The sequence below is a fragment of the Flectobacillus sp. genome (genome assembly GCF_049240685.1).
In the GTDB taxonomy this organism is placed as follows: Bacteria; Bacteroidota; Bacteroidia; order Cytophagales; family Spirosomataceae; genus Flectobacillus.
Map to the genome: position 1 here is coordinate 1 of NZ_JBMLSD010000354.1, position 4,693 is coordinate 4,693.

Annotated in this window: 3 protein-coding genes and 1 tRNA gene; all 4 read right to left on the reverse strand. The window is 38.1% G+C overall.

The features are described from left to right. Positions 1 to 35: 35 nt before the first annotated feature. Positions 36 to 119 (reverse strand) — tRNA-Leu (locus ACOVQ4_RS16015). A gap of 165 nt (positions 120 to 284) precedes the next feature. Next, positions 285 to 1,943 (reverse strand): hypothetical protein, encoded by a 1,659-nt coding sequence (locus ACOVQ4_RS16020; RefSeq protein WP_421821635.1) that lies wholly within the window; start codon positions 1,941 to 1,943, stop codon positions 285 to 287. A 93-nt stretch (positions 1,944 to 2,036) separates the two neighbouring features. After that, a complete protein-coding gene (locus ACOVQ4_RS16025) occupies positions 2,037 to 4,244 on the reverse strand; it encodes a hypothetical protein (protein ID WP_421821636.1) in 2,208 nt (735 codons plus the stop codon). Then, positions 4,241 to 4,693 (reverse strand): hypothetical protein (locus ACOVQ4_RS16030; protein WP_421821637.1); only part of this gene is annotated, 453 nt, incomplete at its 5' end. The genes ACOVQ4_RS16025 and ACOVQ4_RS16030, both read right to left, overlap by 4 nt.

Here is a 4,693-nt window from a genome sequence, read left to right on the forward strand (position 1 = left end):
AAAAAAAGAGGAACAAATTTCTTTGTTCCTCTTAGTACCCAGAGCCGGAGTCGAACCGGCATGCCAATGAAGGCATTGGTGTTTGAGACCAACGCGTCTACCAATTCCGCCATCTGGGCATTTGGTATTCAAGTAAACTTGAATGCGAATCGTTGTTCTGTCGTTTCGTGATGCAAAGGTAGAGAGTTTTTCTTTATCCTCCAAATCTCTCCACAAGAAAAATCAATAAATATTTTCTTCCTTATCGTAAAAAAATAGCTTTTTTATCTATTCCAAGGGCTTTTTTACCATTTTGGTTCTGCCCATAAAGCCGTAAGAATGAATAGAATAAGCCCCCACCAAAGCCAAGGAGAAAGGCTAGATTGTCGGGTGATTGATAGGTCTATATTTTTTTGTTTTTTTTCTGAAAAATTATTCCCGACATACATTTTTAGTCGTTGCAAATACGCTAAATCCTGTGTTGAGTCTTCGACATATACTGATAAACTATCAAAAAGTGGTTGCCAACCCGTTTTCGTAAATCGGTAATTTTGGTACTCGTTCTGCGAGTTCAATGACGACACCGATGGTTTCAGCGTATCTTCTCCGACTTGCCAATCTACATTTTTCTTAAGGGTATTCAACCTGATTTGTGTGGGAATATCGACAAATACTGGAGCATTCACTTGTACCGATATTTCTTCGGAAGGAAGAACAGCCTCTAAGGTGGAAGCCCAAATTTTGTTATAGGTAACACTATCGCCGCTAAGCATCAAAGGATAGGTTTCGTTAAGCAAACTAAGTCCCACTCTCCCCTTTTGGCGTTGTACGGCAATAGGGTATCCCTTCAAGCTTTTCTGCCAAGTATTTGGTTGTATTTGATAAGGTAAGGCTGTCAAATCATTGGATAATTGGATAGCTTCTTGAGTTGAGCTTTTTGTTAGTCTCCATTGTGTTCCCAACGCCTGATTGATGATACGTGTTTCTGTTTCGGGATTGCTTAAATTGATAATCAAAACGCCTTTATTTTCTCCTAATACCTTCTTAACTCTGGCATCGGCGGCTAAGTTAGGATCTGTCACAATCAAATCGTAGGATTTAAGACTTTGCTTGGTATTGATTTGAAACTGATTTTGGGTATTCTTCGCTACTTTCGTCCAAATTTCAACTTTATATCCTCGTTTGCCCATCCAGTCGGCCAAAGTTTTACTTTCAAAATCGGGGTTACTTTGAAATACCAAAACGCTTTTAGTGGGCTTTTCCATTACTGCAAAATGGATAGGCTGTAAAAGCTTTTCACCAAGCCATAGCTCACATTTGGCTTTTCCCTTGATAAAAGCCGGGAAGGTAAGGTTAAAATCAACCAAGCCTTTTTTGAGCATAAGACTATCCAAAACTTGTTCTCCAATTTTCAGGCTTAACACTTGTGTTTTCTCACTCAATATTTTACCACTCACACGTTGTAAATCTCCTCTATACAAAACCCCTTCCCAACGGATAGACTGAAGCTGATTACTATTCCAAGCTGGTAGCCATTTCCATTCTTTATCGAGCAATTGATTGAGCAAAGTTGACTCAAAATGTGTTCCAGCCAAATAAACAGTACCTATTTGGGTAATCCAAGCAGGATGCTCGTTGATGGCTTGTAGTAATTCTTTTTCTGTAAAACTTTCAGCTATATGAAGGCTATCTTGCCAATGTTGAAGGTTTGTATGTGGTATATTTTGTTGATAAATTAAAATCTGATTTGAATCGGAAGAGCGTGTAAAAGTGGGCTGTAAAATCCAGCCCAATATGCTTATCCAAAGTAAAAAATTGAGCAATACTTTTACATGCCATCGTCCTTTTGAGCGATTTTGCCAAAGAGCTAATATTTGTACTATTCCCATAATCAACACAGCTACCAATAAGATTATATTGGATGCAGTATTGAGTTGGAATTGAAAGTTTATCTGTAAAATCATCTGGTTTTCAATATTTTTCTGAAGAGACTTTGCCTGCTTTTCCTGTAGATTTTTGATTTATCTACTTAAAGACCTTGCATGAAAGGTCTCTACCTAATTGTTTGCCCAATTTTTAAAAAAGGATTTTTCCAATCTTTTTTCAGATACGTTACCTTGTGGCGTTGCTGATGACGGTTTGGGTAAATCTGTATTGAGTAAGGCAAAAATGCGAGTGTTCAGGCGTTTGGCTTGGATGGAATCTAAAACTTTTCCGCTTGCCAGTTTTTGTAAATCCGACAAAATACTCCATTGGTCCATACCTGTATTCAATACCTTCTGGCTCAATGCCATACTCAAAGTAAGCACCTTTTGTTTTTGCAAACCATTGAGCGATTTTTCTTCTTGTAAATAGCCCATTACTTCGGCTGCTAAAGCGGTTAATTGTGCTTGAGAAAGATTTTTTGCATAACTAAATTTTGCATTAAACTTAGTTAACTCTCCCGATAAGCGTTTTTCTTTTTCCTTGATCGGAGGCGGATCGAAGCTTGTCTTTTTGGCAAAAGTTCGGGCTTTGTGTTGGGCGGCTTTCAAAAATTCTAGCGCCTTTTTCTCATAAGGCAAGGCCTTTTCTGGCTCATACATACGCAAATGTAGTTCGGATTGCCACATTTGTTCTAGTGAAGATTTCAGCAAACTTCTGGTTGACTGTTCATAAAAGGTATTTGCCTCACCATCATCATGCGAGTGTACATAATCAGCCAACATACTGGCCAAAGGGTCTTTGTTATCGTCATTTGACTGTTCATGATGATGATGATGCTCTTCCTCATGTTTTTCAGCTTGGTCATGATCATGCTCGCCTTCATCATGTGCATGACGAAAGCCTTTTAGAATATCCCCATCTTTGTCCGCATTGTCTGGCAGGGGATTGCCTCCTCCTATCGAATTTTCGAACTCTTCACCCAAATATTGTCCGTATCTCAAACGCAACGTTTTTTGGTCAAACCCAATCTCGTTAGAAGCACTTTTAAACTCCTTATCTGTTATTTTTTTACGTTTTGCAATCAGTTTTTCAGTATCAATAATAATCTGTCTTTGACTTCTGAAATACTCAGGCATGATATTCATGGCCATCGTTGCCAAATCTGATTCTTCTGCCTTAGTGGTATCCTTATAAACAATAAAATAGGTATCTGATTTTGTAAAGTTTGGCTTTGGACGACGGTTATCAATAGCTGCCCAATAATAATACAATTCGTCTCCTGGGGTAAAATTGAGTGATTTTAAGTCAATAGATTTGCTCAATTGTGCTGATTTGAATGCCTTTTGTGTAATAGGCATTTTTACTTCACGAAACTTTACATTTTCACCGCTACCTCTTGCCAAAGTCGCAATCATATAGACTTCATTTACCATAAAATCATCCGACACTTTGGCATTCAACTGCACTGTTTTAGAATCCTTGAGATAATGAAAACTATACAATTCTTTGCTACTAGGTTCTATTTTGGGCGCAACATCTGGCAATGCCTCCAAGCGATAATAGTCTGAAGCATAAATCAATGAATCTTTCCAATAGGCTTTTATGGCATATAATCCAGAGCTCAACAATTGATCTTGGTAAATATATTTATTTTCTTTCTGTGTAAAAGGAAGTTCAACGCCTCTGGCATTACTAAGCTTAACCTTGAGTTGGTCTTGATGTGAAAATGACAACTGCCAAGTCAAATTTGAGCCTACAATAGCCGAAGCATTTAGTTGCTCGGATTGTACCATTTTCAAACCAGTATAAGCTGGCGGTACGACCGTTAAAAGTGCTTTTTCGAATTGGGGTGGTATGGCTGGCGTATCTTTTTTTCCAGAAACAATTTCTGTCAAAGACTTTTCGGATAGTTTTTGAACAAAAGATTGGTCAAACAAAACGGTCAATAAAATCGATGCAGCAACAGCTCCTAAATAATACCATAAGTGATGCGTAAAAACCCAAGGCATTTGGATATTACCTTTTTCAAGCAAACGATTGAGTTGGAGCTGCTCAGCAATATTGAGCTCGTTTTTCGCTAATAAGTCTAGGCTATATTCGGTATTATCGATTTTTTGATGCACTAAGCGAATGGCCTGTTGGTGTTTTGTGGAAAAAAAGCCTTTCCAAAAAGACCAAGCCGAGGCAACGACAAAAGACAAAGCCCATGTCCAGATGGCATCGGGGAAGTAATAATGAAGCCAAATAGCCATTACGCCGAAAACGGATAGCCCTCTGAGCAAATCCTCAGTATGCAATTGCCATTTAACTTTTGATATGATTTGAAAAAAAGGATTCATACGTTTCGGTGAATTGCGAGCCAGCGCTCAAGACTAAGCAATAAAACCAAGAGAGTGATTAATACTGCGGTAAACCATTCTGTTTCGAGTGGTTTGACTAATTTTTGTTCCTTAAACAAGGCTTTCAACTGGCGATTTGAAATAGTATTATTCTCAGCTTTGATTCCTTGAAAGTTCAGAATTTTCTCTAATAACCATGCAGGAAATTTCCCCTCAAATACTGCATCATCAGTTTGAGGATTCATAGAGCCTGACCATTCTATTACATTAGACGCCAAGGACTTTTGCGAATGCTTATCACTTTCAGGAATCAAGTATAATACTTCAGGATTTAGCACTTGAGGGATTTGACTAGTACAAACTAATTGTGCTTGCTCCTTCTGATTATTATCCAAAAATTGAATCGGAAGTTGATACACTTCTTCAATTGCTTTCAAACTAGCCTTCAA